The sequence below is a fragment of the Brevundimonas intermedia genome (genome assembly GCF_027922165.1).
Taxonomy (GTDB): Bacteria; Pseudomonadota; Alphaproteobacteria; order Caulobacterales; family Caulobacteraceae; genus Brevundimonas; species Brevundimonas intermedia.
The window spans coordinates 1-19,602 of record NZ_BSFD01000006.1; the positions used below are offsets into that span (position 1 = coordinate 1).

A 19,602-nucleotide genomic window follows, 5' to 3' on the forward strand; every position below is an offset into this window, starting at 1 on the left:
TTCCGAGCGAGGCGGTCCTATACGGGCCACCCTTTTTCACCGCAACCAGATTCTGAACCTTTGTGAAAGATTCTCGAAAACCATCGATGGACGACCCGCGTCCGCCATTCTCGTTCGCCCCGCGCCGGCCCGGCCCCTCTCTCAGCCTCCTCCGCCAGGAACGGCGCGCCTGCCCGCCCGTTGGGCGCTCATGACAAGACCTATCCTCGCGACCCTGATGGGCGCCGGCGCCCTCCTGGCCCTTTCCGCATGCGCCAGCCTGCAATCCGGCCCGGTCGGCAACAGGGCGGTTCCCGAGCCGACCCGCCCCGTAGACCTGACCCTATATGCGGGACGCTGGTATGAGATCGGCCGCTACGAGGCCGGCTTCCAGCGCGGATGCGAAGCCAGCACCGCGACCTACGGCCTTCGCGCAGACGGACTGGTCAGCGTGATCAACACCTGCCGTCAGGATCGGGTGGACGGCCCGCTGCGCTCTATAGAAGGCAAGGCGAAGGTCATCGACGGCAGCGCAAACGCCAAGCTGAAGATCTCCTTCTTCGGCCCCTTCTATATCGGGAACTACTGGGTGCTGGATCACGCTGAGGACTATTCCTGGTCCATCGTCGGCGAGCCTTCAGGTCGCTATCTCTGGCTGCTGTCGCGGACGCCCCAGCCTTCAGCGCAGACCCGACAGACGATCATGGCCCGGGCGCGCGACCTGGGTTACGACCTGTCTCTGGTGAGATGGACCCGGCAGCCGGGCGCCTGAGGCCCTGCGGAACGCCCCCGGTGCGGCGGCCGCGCGAGCGGCGCGCCGCAAATGCGAGCCGTCGACCGCTGGAGAGCGGTTTTCGCAACCCTTTGAATGTCTTGGGAAGAAATGGTGGACGCGACAGGGATTGAACCTGTGACCCCCTCGATGTCAACGAGGTGCTCTCCCGCTGAGCTACGCATCCGCCGTAGGGCTCCGGGAAATGGCTCCGGAGCGGGAAGAGCGGTCGTATAGCGGCAGGCCCGGACGGCATCAAGCCGATTTCACGGCGAGAATGCGATTTTTGGCCGAACGCCGTTAAGCCCGCCGTTCTGCCGCCTTAAGACCGCGTCAGGCCGCAACCATCCGTTCGACCTCATTGACCAGGTCTCGCAGGTGCACGGGCTTGGACAGTACCTTGGCCTGAGGCGAGGCCTGGGCGGCGGTGAGGGCCACCGCGGCGAAGCCGGTGATGAACATGATGCGAAGCCCCGGCTGGCGGGCGGCGGCGACGCGCGCCACCTCGATCCCGTCGGCGCCCGGCATGACGATGTCCGTCAGCAGCAGATCGTAAGGGCCGTGCTCCAGGGCGTCGATGGCGTCGTCGCCATTCTCGCAGTCGATCACCTGATGCCCGGCCCGCTCCAGCGCCCGGGTCAGGAAACCGCGAAGCGAACTGTCGTCTTCGGCCAAAAGTATGCGCGCCATTCGAGAAGCACCCGTTTTAATCAGGGCCGCAGCCTAGGCCGCCAAGCGTAAACCGGCGATGAAATTCCGGACTTCGCCGCCTTCCTTCCACAACGAAACGCGCTATGCGGTGCTTATGAGTACGGACGGGGCCAGTTTCACGATCACTCTGCCGCCCGAGTCGGCGCCACAGACGCCCCTGGTCTTCGCCTCCCCCCACTCGGGGCAGACCTATCCCGACGACATGGGCGCGGTCGAAGGCCTGTCGCGTTCCAGCCTGAAAAGCGCCGAGGACGCCCTGGTCGGAACCCTGGTGCGGGCCGGCCCCGACCATGGAACGCCCCTGATCGAAGCGCGGATCGGTCGGGCCTATCTGGATCTGAACCGCGATCCCGCCGAGCTGGATCCCAGCCTGATCGACGACGTCGAGGGACCGGTCGGGGCGAAGACCCGGGCAGGATACGGTCTGATCCCGCGCCTGACCGGCGACGGCCTGCCGCTTTACGACCGCCGCCTGTCACGGGCGGAGGCCGAGGCGCGGATCCGCACGGCCCATACCCCCTATCATGACGCCCTCGCGGAAATGATGGCCCGGACGCACGGCCGCTGCGGCCGGGCGGTGCTGATCGACTGGCATTCAATGCCGGCGCGGGCGGTGGGCGCCGAGGTGGTGCTGGGCGACAGGCATGGGACCTCATGCCGATCGCGACTGACGCGGCGGTTGCGCGATCTGTTCGAGGGACTGGGCTGGCGGGTGGCGCTGAACCATCCCTATGCCGGCGGCTGGTCTACCCAGGTCTGGGGCCGGCCCGAGGACGGCTATGAGGCGATCCAGATCGAACTGAGCCGCAAACTCTATCTGGACGAGGCGACCCAGACGCCGAACGCCGCCCACGGCGCGACGGCCAAGGCGTTGAACCGCGTCATCGCCGCCCTGTGCCGCGAGGATTGGGCGGACGGATCCCGTCTCTGACTGATCAACGACAAGTCAAAAAAAAGCCGCGCCCGGAGGCGCGGCATATAAAGTCTATAGGGAGGAAACGCCCAGGAAGGGCAAGACGCCCGGAGGCGTCGAAGATCAATCTAGGTTGCGATGCACAATCGGTCAAGCGGCGACAGCGGTTTTCGGGTCACGGGTTGTTACGCAATTGCGGCGCCTTTCGCCGCAATTCACCGCTTTGGCGATGTCTCGGGGCTTCCGCGCCTACCGCAAACGCAAAATAACCGTCATTCACCCAGCAGGCGACGCGCGGTGCGGATGGCGCGGGCGGCGGGCGAGGCTTCCTGGCGATAGATCAGCAGACCGAAGGACGAGGCCACGCCCAGGGCCAGCCACAGCGGTCCGAACAGCCAGGCCGCCGCCGCCAGAGCGAAGTAATAGCCCCGCACGCCCTGGCTGAACGAACTCAGCGCCGGGTTCAGCAGTTCGGCCGCCGCATCGCCGAACGCCTTGCGGTCAGTCTTGTGGTGTAGCTCGGGGGCCGAACCGATCAGGGCCAGGGTGTAGTTCATCTGGCGCAGGGCCCAGATGAAATCGAGGAAGCCGCGCGTCAGGCAGATCAGCACCAGGGCCAGCTTGGCCTCCAGGATCTTGATCGGAACATTGTCCGCCCCGACGGCGGCGAAACCTTCCAGCTTGCTCTCGCCGCCGAACAATATCCCCCCCACCGCCGCGATCAGCAGCAGGTTGGTCGAGGCGAAGAAGGAGGCGGAATTGATCGAATGGCCCATCAGCTGGCTGTCGACCAGCCGGATCTCGCGGTGGGTCATGGCCGACATCCACACCCGGCGGACATGGCTCATGTCGTCGTTCAGCGAACCGCCGTGGCGGCCGACGAACTTCAGGATCGGCGCATAGCCGAGCCAGCAGATGAAGAAGAGCGCCAGCGCGGCCCAATCAACCCAGGTCATGGCGCGAAATGACCCCAGTCCGGGGCGCCGCGCAAGGGCGCCGACTCACGTCGCGCTTGCCCCGGCCGCGCGCGCGGCCTATCACCCATCGCCCAATATTCGCAGTCGCAGCAAAAGACCCGCCATGAACCTCGACGCCATTCCGGTCGGCCCGAACGCCCCCTGGGACATCAACGTCATCATCGAGATCCCGCAAGGGGGCCTGCCGGTGAAGTATGAGATGGACAAGGCCTCGGGCGCCCTGTTCGTCGACCGCTTCCTGCACACGGCCATGTACTATCCCGGCAACTACGGCTTCATCCCGCACACCCTGTCGGACGACGGCGATCCCTGCGACGTGATCGTGCTGAACCCGACGCCGGTCGTGCCGGGCTGCGTCATCCGCTCGCGCCCCATCGGCGTGCTGAAGATGGTGGACGAGGCCGGCGGCGACGAGAAGATCCTGGCCGTGCCGGTCGACAAGCTGAACCCCTATTACACCGAGATCGCCAGCTATCGTCAGCTGCCGGCCATCCTGATCGAGCAGATCGAGCACTTCTTCACCCGCTACAAGGATCTGGAGAAGGGCAAGTCGGTCACGGTCAAGGGCTGGGGCGACGCCGGCGAGGCCGCCGAACTGATCCAGGCCGGCATGAAGGCCCACCAGGACAAGCTGGCCGCCAAGAAGGCCTGATCCAAGGCGGCATCGCCGAACCCATCAAGGCGTCCTCCGATCCGGGGGACGCCTTTTTGCTATCCCCCGACCCGGCGACCGTCAGCGTCGATCACCACCTCGCCGTCCTCCTTGACGAAGGGCTTCAGCCCCTCCTCGGGCAGCAGGTCCAGCACCGCCTCGGACGGCCGGCACAGTTTCACGCCCCGGGGCGAGACGACAATGGGCCGGTTCATCAGGATCGGATGGGCCTCGATCGCATCCAGCAACTGATCGTCCGACAGGCCGGGCTCGCCCAGACCCAGTTCGGCATAGGGCGCGCCCTTCTCGCGCAGGATGTCGCGCACCGATACGCCCATCCGTTCGACCATCTGCGCCACCATCGCCCGGCTGGGCGGGCTCTTCAGATAGTCGACCACATGAGGCTCGATCCCGACATGGCGGATCAGGGCCAGGGTGTTGCGCGACGTCCCGCAGGCGGGATTGTGATAGATGACGACGTCCATCAGGGCCTCGGTTGCAAAAGAGAGCCGGTTCAGTCAGCAGGAAGCCGCACGCCCGACGCCGGCCCCCTGCTGACTGAACCGGGCCCGCGCGTCCAGAGCCTCTTCATGATCGTCGCCCTTCTGATCTTCGCCGTCACCATCGTTCTGGTGCTGTGGCAGCCCAGGGGATTGCAGATCGGCTGGAGCGCCCTGGGCGGGGCGGCGGCGGCCCTGCTGCTGGGGGTCGTGGCCCTGAACGACATCCCCGTGGTCTGGGGCATCGTCTGGAATGCGACGGCGGCCTTCGTCGCCATCATCGTCATCAGCCTGCTGCTGGACGAGGCCGGCTTCTTCGAATGGGCGGCGCTTCATATCGGCCGCTGGGGCGGCGGTCATGGACGGCGGCTGTTTGTCCTCGTGGTCCTGCTGGGCGCAGCCGTCTCGGCCCTGTTCGCCAATGACGGGGCGGCCCTGATCCTGACGCCCATCGTCATCGCCATGCTGCTGGCGCTCGGCTATGGGCCCAAGGCGACCCTGGCCTTCGTCATGGCGGCGGGCTTTATCGCCGACACCGCCAGCCTGCCGCTGGTGGTGTCCAACCTGGTCAATATCGTCTCGGCCGACTTCTTCGACATCGGCTTTGATCGCTATGCGGCGGTCATGGTCCCGGTGAACCTGGCTGCCGTCGCCGCCACCCTGGTCGTCCTGTTCGCGGTCTTCGGGCGCGACATCCCCAAAGCCTATGAGGTCGAGCGCCTCGCAGCGCCCGACACGGCCATCAAGGACCGCGCGACCTTCGTCGCCGGCTGGCTGGTGCTGGCCCTGCTGCTGGTCGGCTTCTTCGTGCTGGAGCCCCGGGGCGTCCCCGTCTCCGCCATCGCCGCCGCCGGCGCCGTCGTGCTGCTGGTCGTCGCCGGGCGCGGTTCGAAGATCAGCACCACCAAGGTCCTGCGCGAGGCGCCCTGGCAGGTCGTGATCTTCTCCCTCGGCATGTATCTGGTGGTCTATGGATTGGGCAACGCCGGCCTGACGCGTCACCTGGCCCAGCTGATGGACGGGTTCGCCCAAGGCGGAGTCTGGGGCGCGACCTTCGGCACCGGCTTCCTGACCGCCGTCCTGTCGTCCATCGCCAACAACCTGCCCACGGTCCTGATCGCGGCCCTGTCCATCGACGCCTCGTCGGCGACCGGCCCGGTGCGGGAAGCCATGATCTACGCCAATGTCATCGGCAGCGACCTGGGCCCCAAGATGACCCCCATCGGCTCCCTGGCCACCCTGTTATGGCTGCACGTCCTGGCCCGAAAGGGCGTCCGCATCGGCTGGGTCTATTATATCAAGATCGGCCTGATCCTGACCCTCCCTGTCCTCGCCGTCACCCTGACCGCCCTGGCCCTGCGGCTGACGGTCTAGCCGTCAGGGGCGTCTGTAAACGACCTTGCCTGCGCGGATCACCAGAACCACGTCCGACAGGGCGCCCAGGTCCGCCGTCGGATCTCCGGTCACGACCACCAGGTCCGCGACCATGCCCGGCGCCAGACGGCCCCGCCGGGCCTCTTCGCCGACCACGGCCGCCGGCGCCGTGGTCAGGGACGCCAGCAGGCCCCGCCAACCCACAGCCTCATACATCAGCCGCATCTCGCTCGAGGTGTCGAAGGCGTCGGTAAAGCCTGCGTCCGTGCCGAACAGCACCCGTCCCCCCGCCGCATACAGGGCGCGGGTCTGCTGGATCGCGGTCTGGACCGGCGTGCGCGGATCGGCGGCTTCCTCGAACAGGGCCAGCGTCGGAACCAGCGCCACGTCGGCGGCCAGCAAGGCGCGAACATCCGCGTCGGACCAGGGCCCCATGATCGGCGCCGAATGGGCCAGAACATCGACGCCGTTCCGGATCGCGACATCCAGGCCCGCCCGGTCGGTCGGGTGGGCGAAGACGGGTCGCCCCCTGCGATGCGCGGCGTCGGTGATCGCGCGCACCGTCGCGGCCTCCATATGCACCACATCTGGATCGCCGCCGACGATGGAGCCCGTGAACAGTTTCACGGCCGCGGCGCCCCCGTCGATCTGATCCGCCACCCTCGCGACGGCCTCGTCCGCCGACACGATCTCCGCCGACGGCAGGCCGAAGGCCTCATAGAAGGGACGGGCGTAAACCGGCGTCGCCCCCGGCGGATAGAAGGGCGCGCCGACACTCAGCAATCGCGGGCCGCGCACCCGCCCCTCTTCGATCCGGTCGGAGACCCCCTTGGCGATCGCCGTCGTCGACGCCAGATCCAGGATGGTGGTGAAGCCCCAGCGGGTGAAGTCGTTGTCCAGTTCGGCCTGAAGGGCGGCGTCCGTCTGCTCGCTCGCCGTCATCAGGACGGGCCGGGTCAGGTGAATATGGCTGTTCCAGAAACCGGCCAAGGCGCTGCCGCCCGGCGTTTCCAGCACCTGATAGGCTTCGGGAACCGGCCCCGCCTCGCGCCCGGACACCCGCGTGATCACCCCGTCCTCGATCAGAATGACGACATCCTCGATCGGCGCCGCCTCCGGCGAGGGAAAGGCCCGCACCCCGACGACGGCGATCCGATCCGGCGTCGCCGAAGCCGTCGTCGCGCCCGACTGCGCCGCCGCCGGCCCGGCCAAACTCAAACCCGCCAGGACGGCGATCAGGGCGCGGGCGAAAGATCGGTTTGTGGTCATGGCGGCGTCTCCCGCCCCCACCATATCGGACCGCGCCGCCGGGTAAACCTCAGCCGCACGGCCCACAAAACATCGGTCGCCGCCATCGTGCTGCTGTGCGTCGCCAGCGACCGGCCCGGTGCGGGAGGCCATGATCTACGCCAATGTCATCGGCAGCGACCTGGGCCCCAAGATGACCCCCATCGGCTCCCTGGCCACCCTGTTATGGCTGCACGTCCTGGCCCGAAAGGGCGTCCGCATCGGCTGGGTCTATTATATCAAGATCGGCCTGATCCTGACCCTCCCCGTCCTCGCCGTCACCTTGACCGCCCTGGCTTTGCGACTGACGGTCTAGGTCGCAACACCAGCCGCCGCCGCCCAACCACCCGCCCGTCTCCTCCCCCTCCGGGGGAGGTGTGACGGAGGGGGTGTGTCCGCGAAGCCGGCGCCCTGATCGCACGCAGACCCTTGGCTACCATGAGCCTAGCTTCGCCCGATTGTCCGCCCGTGACTCCAAGGCGAAGTTCGGAAGATGGACGACGGCGGGTCCCGCCCTCGGGGTTGAACCGTCAGCGCTTGCGGTCAGCGGCCGTCGCCGCCTCGTAGGCGTCTGACGCCGTCGATGGCGTATTGGTTTTCCGGGTCGATCTGCAGGGACGTCTCGAAATGCAAGATCGCCGCAGCCTTGTCGCCTTCGGCCGCCGAAATATCGGCCAGGCCGTCATGGCTGTAGGCCGATTGGGGAAACTGCTCGAGCGCGAACTGGAACACCCGACGCGCCGCCTCCATTGAGGGCAGCCCAAGAAGTTCATAGCCTATCTCGACGATCATTTCGTCGGTCGTGAAGATTTCAGCGGAGGGCTCAGCGACCTTCATCTCCTGATACCGACGCAGGCCCGCATCCACGCCGCCCGAGAGGATCGCATCCAGGATCAGCGTCTTTGGCTGGACTTCAGGCAGAGCCTGCGGGTCGCCGAAATATATCCCGGCCAGGGCGCGGGCCGTGCCGCCCCCGCTGGCCTCGTCGCTGTTGCTCAGAACGACGACCGTCAAGTCGTCGTCCGGGAAACGCGCGACCATGTTCGAGAAGCCCGGCCCGCTGCCAGCGTGACCAATCATGCGACGACCGTGCCAGGTCCTGATTTCCCAGCCGAAGCCGTAGTTGTTCCGAGCCTGGTCGATCATCTGTTCAGTGGACGCGCGAGAGATAAGCGTGTGGGTGTCAACCGCGCGAGCCCAGATCAACAGATCGCCCACCGTACTGCTGAGCCCGGCCTCGCCATACACGCCGGTCATCGATTGCGGCGTGGCCTCAATGAAGGTGGAGCCGAGGGAATAGTAGCCCGTCGCCAGATGAGGGATCACGAGGCGGGAGGCGTTGAAGACCGTATGGTCCATTCCAAGCGGCGTCAGGATCCGGTCCTGTAAGACATCCGGCAGCGGCTTTCCGGAAACGCGTTCGATGATCGCGCCGAGCAGATTGTAGCCCGCGTTGCTGTATCGATAGCCTTCGCCGGGTGCGAACTCGAGCGGGAGGTCCCGCACAAGCGCCACCAAGCCGCCCGTGCCGTAGGTCCGGCTGTCCAGGGTTTCGTCCCAATCCGGCAGGCTGCTGTAATTCGGTATGCCGGAGGTGTGGGTCAGCAGTTGCCGGATGGTGATGGAACGCCAGGCGAGGGGGCAATCGGCGAGATAGTCACAGGCAAGATCATCGACCTTCAGCTTGCCTTCCTCCTGCAGCATCATGATCAGGAGGGCGGTGAAGGGCTTGGTGACCGACGCCAACTGGTAAAGGGTGTCGTCCGCATTGGGAACGTCAAAGGCTCTGTTCGCCAACCCATAGCTCTTGCGGAAGATCGGCGCGCCGTCCCGGGCGACCAGGACCGTGCCGCTGAAGGCCGCGTTCCGGACGGCGGCCTGCATATAGGCGTCAAACGCTGCGCTTTGGTCCGCCGACCGCCCGGACGGCTGGGTCGCTGCGGAGTGAGCCGGGCCGGCGCCTGGAGCCGCGAGCGCAGGCTGCCCCAGTGTGAATGCCGAGATGGCGAAGGTCGCCGCCAAAAGTTTTGTCATGGTCACGGTGACGGCCCCCTGAAGCGAAAATATCTTTGTATCAAAATATATTATGCAAAGATTCTTTCTGTCAAGGTTTGTGCCCACCCGAGCGCTGGGTTAGTGTGATCGAATGACGACGACATCATCCCGTCCGGACGTGATCGATACGGTGCTCGCAGATTGGCGGAGCGCGCGCCCAGAGACCAAGGCAGGCGCGTTGCACGTGGTGGGGCGCATTCTTTGGTTGGGGCGGCGCTATGAAGAAGCCGTCGCTCAGTTGCTGTCGGAGCACCATCTCTCCTATTCCGACTACGACGTCCTCGCGACCCTGCGCCGGGCTGGCGCGCCCTTCGAGTTGACCCCGACCGAATTGGCCAAACGCGTGCTTCTGAGTTCCGGCGGCCTCACCGCCTGTCTTCGACGTCTGGAGTCCTCGGACCTCGTCTCCCGTCATGGCGTGCCGGAAGATCGCCGACGCCTGATGGCCAAACTGACGCCCAAGGGGTTTGACCTGGTGGAATCGTTCATTGATCAGCGGTTCGCCCTGGCGGATCTTGCCTTGGTCGAGCTTGATCGTGATGAGAGAGATCAGATGGAAGCCCTGCTGCGTCGGCTTGTGGTTTCGGCTGGGGGGGAGGCGCTCCGCTAAGCGGCAGAGCCGTGGCCTCCAAAGCTGACCGTTTCAGACGGCGCCTGCGGCTCTCGCCCTCGGCCGGAACCGTCGCCAACCGACGTCTATTCGCCGTTTCCTGCATCGGAACAGCGTCGCCTGGGACGCTCGCGATCACGACTTCCCATCCCAATTCCGCAACCAAACCCCCGCCTTTTCAACCCCCTGCCTCCCGCAACCGCCCTTCAACCTATCACACCCCAAAACCGTGCCATCATGCCCGCACGGTCTTTGACAACTGAACCCCCTCGCCCGTCCCGACCCGCTCGGGTCGGCGCGCCCCGGCGCCCCACCCCGAAGATTGTACGAAAATAGACTCCTTTTTTTTGCAGTGGATTGAGTCTAATCCCGCCCCGGAACGGCCCGTCGGCCCCGCCCCCTCCCGCTCGGGCTTTCGGCGCCCTATCTGCAGTCCATGACTGACCTCTCCCCCCGCGAAATCGTCTCCGAACTGGATCGCTATATCGTCGGCCAGGACGACGCCAAGCGCGCCGTGGCCGTGGCCCTGCGCAATCGCTGGCGTCGCAAGCGCGTGCCCGAGGATCTGCGTGACGAGGTGACGCCCAAGAACATCCTGATGATCGGCCCGACCGGCGTCGGCAAGACCGAGATCGCCCGGCGGCTGGCGCGGCTGGCCGGGTCGCCCTTCCTCAAGGTCGAGGCGACCAAGTTCACCGAGGTCGGCTATGTCGGCCGCGACGTCGATCAGATCATGCGCGACCTGGTCGAGAGCGCCCTGGTCATGGTGCGCGACCGCCGCCGCGGCGAGGTCCGGGCGCGGGCCGAGGGCGCGGCCGAGGACCGGATCCTGGACGCCCTGGTCGGTCCCGGCGCCGGGCCGGCGACGCGCGACAGCTTCCGCAAGAAGCTGCGGGCCGGCGAACTGGACGACAAGGAGATCGAGATCGCCCTGGCCGACACCGCCTCGCCGATCCAGGGGCTGGACATCCCCGGCGGCGGGGCCGTGGGCCTGCTGAACCTGTCGGAGATGCTGGGCAAGATGGGCGGCGGCCGGACCAAGACGGTCAAGCTGACGGTCCGCGACGCCACCGGCCCCCTGATCGCCGAAGAGGGCGACAAGCTGCTGGATCAGGACAGCCTGACCAAGGAGGCGCTGATCCTGGCCGAGAACGAGGGCATCGTCTTCCTGGACGAGATCGACAAGGTGGCCGCCCGCCAGGGCGCGTCCGGGGCCGATGTGTCGCGCGAGGGGGTGCAGCGCGACCTGCTGCCCCTGATCGAGGGGACCACCGTCTCGACCAAATACGGGCCGGTGAAGACCGACCACGTCCTGTTCATCGCCTCAGGCGCCTTCCACGTGGCCAAGCCGTCGGACCTGCTGCCCGAACTTCAGGGCCGGCTGCCGATCCGGGTCGAGCTGAAGGCCCTGACGCGGGACGACTTCAAGCGGATCCTGACCGAGCCCGAGGCCAATCTGATCCGTCAGAACCAGGCCCTGCTGGCCACCGAGGACGTGACCCTGACCTTCACCGACGACGCGGTCGAGGCCCTGGCCGACGCAGCGGTGGCGGCCAACTCGGCCGTCGAGAACATCGGGGCGCGGCGGCTTCAGACCGTGCTGGAGCGGGTGCTGGAGGAGACCAGCTTCAAGGCCTCGGACCTGTCGGGCCAGACGGTCACCTTCGACGGAGCGGCGGTGCGCGACAAGCTGAGCGCCCTGACCAAGGACGTGGATCTGAGCCGGTTCATTCTTTAGCGGCCTTGTCCCGCTCGCGGCGGTTCCGGCGGCGCATCAGCCGGTCGGCGACCGCCTCGGCGTGGCGCTGGGTGAAGGCCAGGGCGGCGGGGTTGCCCCGCTTGGCGCCGACGCTGTCGGCCACCTTGGCGCCCCGTTCGCCTATGGGCTGCGACTTGCCGGTGGTGGTGTCTATCGCCGTCTGATGCTCGATCTCGGCGTTCAGCTCGGCGCCCATCAGGATCACCTGGACCGACAGCCAGGTCCACAGCAGGAAGCCCATCATGGCCGCCAGCGGGCCATAGGAGTCGGTGCGGACGAAGTTGGTCAGGTACCAGCTGAAGACGAACGAGACCGTCAGGCTGACCACCGCCGCAAAGATCGCCCCCGGCGTCAGCCAGCGCCAGCGCGCCTTCTGCCGGCACGGACCGAACCGGTAGATCAGGGTCAGGGCCGCGACATAGCCGACCAGCAAAAGGGGCCAGCGCAGCAGGGCCAGCAGGCCCCACTCCTCCTGCAGACCGAACAGACGCACCACCACCGGCACCCCGACCACCAGCAGCGAGCTGAACAGCACGGCGGCCACCGCCCCCAGAGTGAAGCCCATACACAGAAGGTTGTAGCGGACGATGTTGCGGCGCTCGACCTCGTGATAGGCGATGTTCAGCCCGTAGAAGAGCACCTTGACCGCCCCATTGGCCGTCCACAGCGACAGGGCCAGGGTCCAGATCAGGGTGAAGGTCAGTTGCCCGCTGGAGTTCGCGGCCAGCCGCTCCATCTCGCCGCCCAGGAAGGCGGCGATGCTGCTGGGCATGACGCCATACAGGAACTGGAGCCGGCTCCAGGCGTCGGCCGGATCGGCGAACAGGCCGTACAGGGTCACGAACGTCCCCAGCAGCGGGAACAGGGACAGCAGGGTGAAGAAGGTCACGCCTCCAGCCACGAACCCGACCCGGTCGCCGAAGTAGGAGCCCCCCGTGCGCCACAAGATGTCGGTCCAGCCCTTGCGCGGGATGTGTTCGGGCCGGGCCGCCATCCGGCCGCGGCCCGGCTCCTTCGTTTCGTAGTCCTCGGGCGTCGGGGGTTTGGGCGGCAGGGGTTCGGGGCGTTCGGGCCGCAGCTCCAGCCCCACCTTGTGACCCTGGGTATAGAGCAGATGGGCCGCGCCGGCGCCGGCGCTCAGACCGCCCAGGGCCGCAGCGACGAACTTCCACAAGGGGCGGCGGGGGGGAGGCGCGGAAGACTTGAACCTGGACATCAGCAGGCGAACGGCGCAGCCGCCGCGACGTTCCCGCCGGGCGCGCAACCGGCCGTGCTTGAAATCCCCGCCGCGAAGGGCCAATCACCCGAAATGACCACCGAGCCCCTCTCCCCCAAGCCGAACGACGGCGCCGCAACCCTGCTGACCGTGTGGAAGGCCGCCCAGGCCCGCCTGAAGGGCGGACGCATCGACAGCCCGGCCATCGACGCCCGCCTGCTGCTGGAAGCCGCCGCCGGCGCCAGCCGTATGGACATTCTGACCGATCCCTATCGCGTCGTCACGCCCGAGCAGCAGGCCGAGTACGAGGCCATGGTCGAACGCCGCCTGCGCCGCGAGCCCGTCTCGCGGATCGTCGGCAAGAAGGGCTTCTGGAAGATCATGCTGAACGTCACCCCCGACGTCCTCAGCCCCCGCCCCGACACCGAGACCATCCTCGACATCGCCCTGCTGGCCTTCGCCAAGACCCAGGCCTTCAGCATCGCCGACCTGGGCACCGGCTCGGGCGCCATCCTGCTGGCCCTGCTGGCCGAGCGGCCGGCGGCTCAGGGCGTGGGCACCGATATCTCGACCGAGGCCCTGGCCGTGGCCAAGGAGAACGCCGCCAACCTGGACCTGAACGAACGCGCCGCCTTCCTGCGCACCGAATGGGCGGCGGGCTTCGGCGACGCCGGCTTCGACCTGGTGGTGTCCAACCCGCCCTATATCCCCACCGACCACATCCCGACCCTGGACCCCGAGGTCCGCGACCACGACCCCCACCTGGCCCTGGACGGCGGCCCCGACGGGCTTCAGGCCTATCGCGACCTGGCGCCCGAGGTGAAGCGGATCCTCAAGCCCGGCGGCGTCTTCGCCGTCGAGATCGGCTGGGACCAGGGGCCCCAGGTCAAGGCCCTGTTCGAGGCCCAGGGCTTCGCCGACGTCAAGGTGATCAAGGACCTGGGCGAACGCGACCGCGTCGTCACCAACGGCCCCGACCCCCGGACCAATCCGATCCCGCAGGACTGAGGGCGAACTGTAAAGCCTTGATTTTTCAAGCGGCGCCTTAGGAACCGCGCCCGCACAGCCGGATTGAACTCGCTCACACTGGGAGATCCGACATGAAGGCGTTGTGCTGGCACGGCAAGGGCGACATCCGCTGCGAAGAGGTGCCTGATCCCACCATCGAGGACGGCCGCGACGCCGTCATCCGGGTGACGAGCTGCGCCATCTGCGGCTCGGACCTGCACCTCTACGGCGGCTTTGTGCCCGGCATGAAGTCCGGCGACGTCATGGGCCACGAAACGATGGGCGAGGTCGTCGCCGTCGGCAAGGACAACGACAAGCTCAAGGTCGGCGACCGCGTCGTCGTGCCCTTCACCATCAGCTGCGGCGACTGCAAGATGTGCCGCGCCAGCCTGTTCAGCCTGTGCCAGCGCTCCAATCCGAACGGCGCCGAACAGGCCAAGCAGACCGGCTATCCGACCGCCGGCCTGTACGGCTACAGCGAGATGTACGGCGGTTTCGCCGGGGGCCAGGCCGAGTACCTGCGCATCCCCTACGCCGACGTCGGACCGATCAAGGTGCCCGAGGGTCTGACCGACGATCAGGTGCTGTTCCTGTCCGACATCTTCCCGACCGGCTGGATGGCGGCGGAGAACTGCAACATCCAGCCCGGCCAGACCATCCTGGTGTTCGGCTGCGGGCCGGTGGGCCAGTTCGCCATCCGCAGCGCCTTCATGATGGGCGCCGGCCGGGTCATCGCCATCGACCAGGTGCCCGAGCGGCTGGCCCTGGCCCAGGCGGCCGGCGCCGAGACCATCGACTTCTCCGAGGGCGACCTGCAGGAACGGATCAAGGCCCTGACCAACGGCGAAGGCCCGGATGCGGTGATCGAGGCCGTCGGTCTGGAGAGCCACGGCTCGGGCAGCATGCTCGAGAAGGTGCAGGAGACGGTCGCCGGCAAGCTGGAACGCCCCTATGCGTTGAACCAGGCCATCGTCGCCTGCAAACCCGGCGGGATCATCAGCCTGCCCGGCGTCTTCGTCGGCGTCGTCCCCACCATGCTGGGCGCCTTCGTCGGCAAGGCCCTGACCCTCAAGACCGGTCAGACCCACGTCCAGCGCTACCTGGAGCCCCTGATGAAGAAGGTCGTCGACGGCGAGATCGACCCCAGCTTCCTGATCACCCACAAGATCGGGCTGGAAGATGGGCCGGACGCCTACAAGACCTTCCAGGAGAAGGCGGACGGCTGCATCAAGGTGGTGATCAACCCCTGACGCCGGTTCCAGACCCTGGGGGAAAGACCAGGGTCTGGAGCGTCGCACCGAGTCGGGGTTGGCGCATGAGCCTGTCGTAAAAACAGGGTGACAAAGCGCCAAAAGCGCCAAATCCCGATATGCATTTCGTCCGAACATGCGCCATGCCGTCCTTGGTCCCGAAACTTCGCGGGCGACAGGATGGCATGGTTTTCGGGGGTGGTGGGCAGGAGGCGGTTTGACGGGGTCAAGGCCTTGATAAGGCAGGGATTTGCGATTCGAATTGGGCGCGTTCGACGGCGAGGCGGACCTTCCCCCGCTTGCGGCACGCGTGACTATTGGTCCCTCTCCCGTTGGGAGAGGGCTTGAGCGCACGGCGGCGCAGCCGTCGTCCTTGCGCGAAAGGGTGAGGGTCGTGCGCCACCCGGCGTCCGCTGCGGCCAGACCGGTGCGACGGCTTGCGCCGACTTGGACACCCGACCCTCATCCGTCCGCTTCGCGGCCACCTTCTCCCAATGGGAGAAGGATAAGAGGTGCGGCTGTCCGATTCACTGTGCGCTTACCCATCTTGCCGAAAGGCGCAGAACGGTATCGGATGACTGTCGGCAGGAGGCTTGATGGCTTTTTATCGGGCGGTCTCCCTGCGACGGGTTGAGATGACGCCGATGCTCGAGCAATGACGTCCAACCGGCTGACGCCGCATGCGCGGGGACTGCGACAAAGCGGCGGCTTGGCCGAGGACCGTGTCTGGACGCGGTTGCGCGGCGGCGCTGTCGATGGCTGGAAGGTTCGGCGTCAGCATCCGGTCGGCCGCTTTGTCGTCGATTTCGCCTGCGTCCCGCTCCATCTGGTCATCGAGATCGACGGCGGGGTGCATGAACGCGATGACGTGGTGCTGAACGATCACCTTCGCCAGCAAACCATCGAGGCCCTCGGCTGGACCGTCGTTCGCTTCACCAATGCCCAAGCCCTGACCGAACCCTGGCGCATAGACGACGCGATCCGGGATCGCGCGAAGACACTAGGCTTCTGACGGCCTTCCCTTTCCCGTTGGGAGAGGGCTTGAGCGCACGGCGGCGCAGCCGTCCTTCTTGCGCGACCCGAAGGGCGGCGCGAAGCAGCCAAAGGGTGAGGGTCGTGCGCCGCCCTATCGTCCGCTGCGGCCCGGCCGGTGCGACGGCTTGCGCCGGCTTCGACACCCGACCCTCATCCGTCCGCTTCGCGGCCACCTTCTCCCAATGGGAGAAGGATAAGAGGTGCGGCGTCCAGAACCCCTCCAACCCCGCGCAGGCGGGGAGGAGACGGCGCGACGGCCCTAATGCACCCGCGCCTTCCCGATCTCCAACCCACCCTCGCCGGCCGTCACCGCAATAACCCCGCCGTCCTCGATCTCGCCGGCCAGCAGCTTGCGCGCAATCGGGTCCACCAGCTCCTTCTGGATCACCCGCTTCAGCGGCCGCGCGCCATAGGCGGGGTCGTAGCCGCGGTCGGCGAGCCAGGCCAGACCGGCGTCGTCGATGGACAGGTTCAACCGCCGGTCGGCCAGCAGTTTTTCGAACCGTGACAGCTGGATCCGCACGATGCCGCCCATCTGTTCGCGGCCCAGGCGGTGGAACAGGATGATCTCGTCGATCCGGTTCAGGAACTCGGGCCGGAAGTGGGCGCGGACGGCGTCCATGACATAGGGGCGGACGGCCTCGACGTCGTCGCCCTCGCCCTGTTCGGCCAGATACTGGCTGCCCAGGTTGGAGGTCATGATGATCAGGGTGTTGCGGAAGTCGATGGTGCGGCCTTGGCCGTCGGTCAAGCGACCGTCGTCGAGCACCTGGAGCAGCACGTTGAAGACGTCGGGGTGGGCCTTTTCGACCTCGTCGAACAGGACGACCTGATAGGGGCGGCGACGCACGGCCTCGGTCAGGGCGCCGCCCTCGTCATAGCCGACATAGCCGGGAGGGGCGCCGATCAGGCGGCTGACGCTGTGCTTCTCCATATATTCGGACATGTCGAGGCGGGTGATGGCCGCCTCGTCGTCGAACAGAAACTCGGCCAGGGCCTTGGTCAGTTCGGTCTTGCCCACGCCGGTCGGGCCCAGGAACAGGAAACTGCCGAGCGGGCGGTTGGGGTCGTTCAGGCCGGCGCGGGCACGGCGGACGGCGTCGGAGACGGCGGCCAAAGCCTCGTCCTGACCCACGACGCGGCCGCCCAGGGCGGTCTCCATCTGGAGCAGTTTCTCGCGCTCGCCCTCCAGCATCTTGTCGACGGGGACGCCGGTCCAACGGCTGACGACGGCGGCGATCTGTTCGGCGTCGACGACTTCTGGCGTCAGGGGGCCCTTTCCGGAGGTTTCATTGGCCTCGGCCTCGGCCAGCTGTTTTTCGATCTGGGGGATCTGGCCGTAGGCGATCTCGGACGCGCGGCCGAGGTCGCCGGCGCGCTGGGCGTTGGTCAGTTCCAGACGCAGGCGGTCCAGGGTTTCACGCAGCTGGGCGCCCTGGCCGACCTTGTCCTTTTCGGCCTTCCACTGGGTGGTCAGGTCGTCGGACTGGCCTTCCAGATCGGCGATCTCGTCCTCCAGCTTTTCCAGCCGGGCCTTTGAGGCCTGGTCGGTCTCCTTCTTCAGGGCCTCGCGTTCGATCTTCAGCTGGACCAGGCGGCGGTCGATTTCGTCCAGGGCCTCGGGCTTGGAGTCCACGGCCATGCGGACGCGGCTGGCGGCCTCGTCGATCAAGTCGATGGCCTTGTCCGGCAGGAAGCGGTCGGTGATGTAGCGGTTCGACAAGGCAGCAGCGGCTATGATGGCGCCGTCAGCAATTCGCACCCCGTGGTGGACCTCGTACTTCTCCTTCAGGCCGCGCAGGATGGAGACCGTGTCCTCGACCGTCGGTTCGGCGACGAAGACCGGCTGGAAGCGGCGGGCCAGGGCGGCGTCCTTCTCGACGTGCTTGCGGTATTCATCGAGCGTGGTGGCGCCGACGCAGTGGAGTTCGCCGCGCGCAAGGGCGGGCTTCAGCAGGTTGGAGGCGTCCATGGCGCCGTCGCCTTTGCCGGCGCCGACCAGGGTGTGCATCTCGTCGATGAACAGGACGATGCCGCCCTCGGCCGCCGAGACCTCGTTCAGCACGGCTTTCAGCCGCTCCTCGAACTCGCCGCGGTATTTGGCGCCGGCGATCAGGGAGCCCATGTCGAGGGCCATGACGGTCTTGTCGCGCAAGGATTCGGGCACGTCGCCGTTGACGATGCGCAGGGCCAGGCCCTCGACGATGGCGGTCTTGCCGACGCCGGGCTCGCCGATCAGGACGGGGTTGTTCTTAGTGCGGCGGGCCAGGACCTGGATGGTGCGGCGGATCTCTTCGTCGCGGCCGATGACCGGGTCGATCTTGCCGTCGCGGGCGGCCAGGGTCAGGTCGCGGGCGTAGCGTTTCAGGGCGTCATAGCCGTCTTCGGCGCCGGCGCTGTCGGCGGTCTTGCCCTTGCGCACCTCGGCGATGGCGGCGTCCAGTTTTTCGGCGTTGGCGCCCGAGGCCTTCAGCACCTCGGCGGCGACCCCGCCCTCGCGCGCCAGGGCGGCCAGCAGGCGTTCGGTGGTGACGAAGGCGTCGCCGGCGGTCTTGGAGGCCTCCTCGGCGGCGGCGAAGACGCGGGCGGTGTCGCCGTCCAGATAGAGCTGGCCCGAGCCGCCGGAGACCTGGGCGCGCTTCTTCAGCGCGGTCTCGACATCAGCCTCGGCGCGGCGGGCGTCGCCGCCGGCGGCGGTGATCAGATTGCGCGCCAGGCCGTCGCGTTCTTCCAGCAGCACCTTGAGCAGGTGTTCGGGGGCGAACTGCTGGTGACGGCGGGCCAGGGCCAGCGACTGGGCCGACTGGACCGCCTGTTTGGCGCGGTCGGAATAGAGATCGAGATTCATGCGTGTCCCCTCGTGAGGCGGAAATGGTCCGACGCGCCCTCTGGAGCAAGCGACGCGTCCGTTCGCTGATGGAAGTGGGTGTGTTGAACCGGCCACACAAGAGCCCGAGCGGGGGCGGGCGCGCCTTGACCGGGGTCAATTGCGGCGAACACCGGTCCGGTTGATGTCCGAAACGAAATATTCAAATGAATGCAACGGATTAGCCGGGACGAAGCGTTTAGCAGACATCTATTCAACTACGGAAAGGCGCTGTCCCATGCGCAAGTCAATCATCGCAATCGCCGCCGGCCTGATGGCCCTGAGCACCGTCTCGGCCCAGGCCGCCGCCCTGGACCAGAACCGTCCCGCGCCGGATCGCCAGGAGCAACGCCAGGACCAGCGCCCGAACAATGATCGCGGCAACGACCAGCGGAACAACGCGCGCGGCGAACACCGCGATTCTTACGGCTCTTGGTCGTCGAGCTGGGGTTCGCGCCCGCCGGCGCCGCCGGCCCACTTCAAGCGCCAGTCGAATTGGTACGCCCACGTCCGCGCCTGCCAGCAGCGTTATCGCAGCTATAACCCGCGCACCGACCGCTACACGGTCCGCGCCGGCCGCACGGCCGTCTGCAGCCTGTAAGGCCGACAGCGCCGCCCGCCCCTCCCGGCGGGGCGGG

The 19,602-nt window shown here is 67.1% G+C and carries 18 protein-coding genes and 1 tRNA gene; 11 read left to right on the plus strand and 8 right to left on the minus strand.

The window, feature by feature from the left end:
- Positions 1-190: 190 nt before the first annotated feature.
- Positions 191-751 (plus strand): lipocalin family protein, encoded by a 561-nt coding sequence (locus PKE72_RS10230; RefSeq protein WP_271165278.1) that lies wholly within the window; start codon positions 191-193, stop codon positions 749-751.
- Between the two features lie 112 nt (positions 752-863).
- Here the strand turns inward: PKE72_RS10230 and PKE72_RS10235 are convergent.
- Positions 864-938: transfer RNA gene (locus PKE72_RS10235), tRNA-Val, on the minus strand.
- A gap of 146 nt (positions 939-1,084) precedes the next feature.
- Complete coding sequence (gene cpdR / locus PKE72_RS10240) at positions 1,085-1,441, minus strand: cell cycle two-component system response regulator CpdR (protein WP_054764657.1); 357 nt, start codon at positions 1,439-1,441, stop codon at positions 1,085-1,087.
- A 58-nt stretch (positions 1,442-1,499) separates the two neighbouring features.
- Here cpdR and PKE72_RS10245 point away from each other — a divergent pair, with 58 nt between their 5' ends.
- The gene (locus tag PKE72_RS10245) at positions 1,500-2,393 is read left to right on the plus strand and encodes an N-formylglutamate amidohydrolase (RefSeq protein ID WP_271165279.1); all 894 of its coding nucleotides are present in this window, start codon (positions 1,500-1,502) and stop codon (positions 2,391-2,393) included.
- Between the two features lie 254 nt (positions 2,394-2,647).
- On the opposite strand, the gene PKE72_RS10250 is transcribed toward PKE72_RS10245, so the two are convergent.
- Complete coding sequence (locus PKE72_RS10250; protein WP_271165280.1) at positions 2,648-3,331, minus strand: DUF599 domain-containing protein; 684 nt, start codon at positions 3,329-3,331, stop codon at positions 2,648-2,650.
- Positions 3,332-3,455: 124 nt separating this feature from the next.
- On the opposite strand from PKE72_RS10250, the gene ppa reads away from it, so the two are divergent.
- Positions 3,456-4,004, plus strand: a complete 549-nt coding sequence (gene ppa / locus PKE72_RS10255; RefSeq protein ID WP_271165281.1) for an inorganic diphosphatase — start codon at positions 3,456-3,458, stop codon at positions 4,002-4,004.
- A gap of 59 nt (positions 4,005-4,063) precedes the next feature.
- Here the strand turns inward: ppa and arsC are convergent, their stop codons facing one another.
- Positions 4,064-4,489, minus strand: a complete 426-nt coding sequence (arsC, locus tag PKE72_RS10260) for an arsenate reductase (glutaredoxin) (RefSeq protein ID WP_271165282.1) — start codon at positions 4,487-4,489, stop codon at positions 4,064-4,066.
- A 105-nt stretch (positions 4,490-4,594) separates the two neighbouring features.
- On the opposite strand from arsC, the gene PKE72_RS10265 reads away from it, so the two are divergent.
- Positions 4,595-5,878, plus strand: a complete 1,284-nt coding sequence (locus PKE72_RS10265; RefSeq protein WP_271165283.1) for an arsenic transporter — start codon at positions 4,595-4,597, stop codon at positions 5,876-5,878.
- A gap of 3 nt (positions 5,879-5,881) precedes the next feature.
- On the opposite strand, the gene PKE72_RS10270 is transcribed toward PKE72_RS10265, so the two are convergent.
- On the minus strand, positions 5,882-7,279 hold the full coding sequence (locus PKE72_RS10270) for an amidohydrolase family protein (RefSeq protein WP_309298340.1): 1,398 nt from the start codon (positions 7,277-7,279) through the stop codon (positions 5,882-5,884).
- Between PKE72_RS10270 and PKE72_RS10275 the strand changes: the two genes are divergently transcribed.
- A complete protein-coding gene (locus tag PKE72_RS10275; RefSeq protein ID WP_444979385.1) occupies positions 7,278-7,481 on the plus strand; it encodes an ArsB/NhaD family transporter in 204 nt (67 codons plus the stop codon). The genes PKE72_RS10270 and PKE72_RS10275 overlap by 2 nt on opposite strands.
- 227 nt (positions 7,482-7,708) lie before the next feature.
- On the opposite strand, the gene PKE72_RS10280 is transcribed toward PKE72_RS10275, so the two are convergent.
- Positions 7,709-9,049, minus strand: a complete 1,341-nt coding sequence (locus PKE72_RS10280) for a serine hydrolase (protein ID WP_271165284.1) — start codon at positions 9,047-9,049, stop codon at positions 7,709-7,711.
- Positions 9,050-9,311: 262 nt separating this feature from the next.
- On the opposite strand from PKE72_RS10280, the gene PKE72_RS10285 reads away from it, so the two are divergent.
- Both PKE72_RS10285 and hslU read left to right on the plus strand, forming a co-directional pair.
- Positions 9,312-9,830 carry a MarR family winged helix-turn-helix transcriptional regulator gene (locus PKE72_RS10285; RefSeq protein WP_271165285.1) on the plus strand — a complete coding sequence of 173 codons (519 nt, stop codon included), beginning with the start codon at positions 9,312-9,314 and terminating at the stop codon, positions 9,828-9,830.
- Positions 9,831-10,266: 436 nt separating this feature from the next.
- On the plus strand, positions 10,267-11,568 hold the full coding sequence (hslU, locus tag PKE72_RS10290; protein ID WP_271165286.1) for an ATP-dependent protease ATPase subunit HslU: 1,302 nt from the start codon (positions 10,267-10,269) through the stop codon (positions 11,566-11,568).
- On the opposite strand, the gene PKE72_RS10295 is transcribed toward hslU, so the two are convergent.
- Positions 11,558-12,889, minus strand: coding sequence for a YihY/virulence factor BrkB family protein (locus PKE72_RS10295; protein ID WP_271165287.1), 1,332 nt, complete (start codon positions 12,887-12,889; stop codon positions 11,558-11,560). The two genes, hslU and PKE72_RS10295, sit on opposite strands and share 11 nt — an antisense overlap.
- A gap of 9 nt (positions 12,890-12,898) precedes the next feature.
- On the opposite strand from PKE72_RS10295, the gene prmC reads away from it, so the two are divergent.
- The 3 genes from prmC to PKE72_RS10310 all read left to right on the plus strand — a co-directional run bounded on the left by prmC (position 12,899) and on the right by PKE72_RS10310 (position 16,075).
- On the plus strand, positions 12,899-13,813 hold the full coding sequence (gene prmC, locus PKE72_RS10300) for a peptide chain release factor N(5)-glutamine methyltransferase (RefSeq protein ID WP_271165288.1): 915 nt from the start codon (positions 12,899-12,901) through the stop codon (positions 13,811-13,813).
- 92 nt (positions 13,814-13,905) lie between these two features.
- Positions 13,906-15,063 (plus strand): zinc-dependent alcohol dehydrogenase, encoded by a 1,158-nt coding sequence (locus tag PKE72_RS10305; RefSeq protein ID WP_271165289.1) that lies wholly within the window; start codon positions 13,906-13,908, stop codon positions 15,061-15,063.
- A 655-nt stretch (positions 15,064-15,718) separates the two neighbouring features.
- Complete coding sequence (locus PKE72_RS10310; RefSeq protein WP_271165290.1) at positions 15,719-16,075, plus strand: endonuclease domain-containing protein; 357 nt, start codon at positions 15,719-15,721, stop codon at positions 16,073-16,075.
- A 282-nt stretch (positions 16,076-16,357) separates the two neighbouring features.
- Here PKE72_RS10310 and clpB read toward each other — a convergent pair whose 3' ends face one another.
- On the minus strand, positions 16,358-18,946 hold the full coding sequence (gene clpB, locus PKE72_RS10315; protein WP_271165291.1) for an ATP-dependent chaperone ClpB: 2,589 nt from the start codon (positions 18,944-18,946) through the stop codon (positions 16,358-16,360).
- Positions 18,947-19,202: 256 nt separating this feature from the next.
- On the opposite strand from clpB, the gene PKE72_RS10320 reads away from it, so the two are divergent.
- The gene (locus PKE72_RS10320) at positions 19,203-19,565 is read left to right on the plus strand and encodes a BA14K family protein (RefSeq protein ID WP_271165292.1); all 363 of its coding nucleotides are present in this window, start codon (positions 19,203-19,205) and stop codon (positions 19,563-19,565) included.
- The last annotated feature ends 37 nt before the right edge of the window (positions 19,566-19,602 follow it).